General features: G+C 62.8%; 1 protein-coding gene. It reads right to left on the minus strand.

All coding sequences use genetic code 11. The features are described 5' to 3' along the window. On the minus strand, positions 1 to 508 hold a 508-nt coding region (locus EOA85_RS36875), incomplete at both ends, for a BID domain-containing protein (protein WP_164760205.1).

The following is a 508-nucleotide window of genomic DNA, read 5'->3' on the forward strand; positions in this document are numbered from 1 at the left end:
GAACCGCGTCGAAATTCATGGCGCGGAACGCGGTTTCCGGATCGGCGAAGACATAGCGGAAGCGCGTGGAAATCTCGTCCCATTGCTTGGCGACGGCGGGATCGGCGCGCAGCTTCTCCTCGACCGTGTCCTTTATCGAGTTGGCGAAAAGCGTGACGCCGGCGACCATCGCTGCGGCCTCCTTCGGGTTATGTGTCTGACGGGAATTGAATAGGCCGAGACGCACGCCGACACCGCGCAGGCGGAGCGTCAGAATGGCGAGTTTTTGCTTCTGCCGGATCGTCCAGTCGACGCGGTCGCGAAGCAGCGTACGGGCCACGCGAACGATATTGAGGCCGCGGTTTTCGGCGAAGCGGAGCGCTTGGCGGTAGAGCGTCCCGCGCTCGTAGTCGAGCGTGGTTTCCTTGGCGTTGCGTCGGGACAGAATTTTGGCCAGCCCGCCATTGAGGCCGAAGGATCGCTGCCCGTAATAGAGCGCCATGTCCTCGCGATGTCGCGTCATCGCGAC

This window comes from Mesorhizobium sp. M5C.F.Ca.IN.020.29.1.1, assembly GCF_003997375.1.
Classification (GTDB): Bacteria; Pseudomonadota; Alphaproteobacteria; order Rhizobiales; family Rhizobiaceae; genus Mesorhizobium; species Mesorhizobium wenxiniae.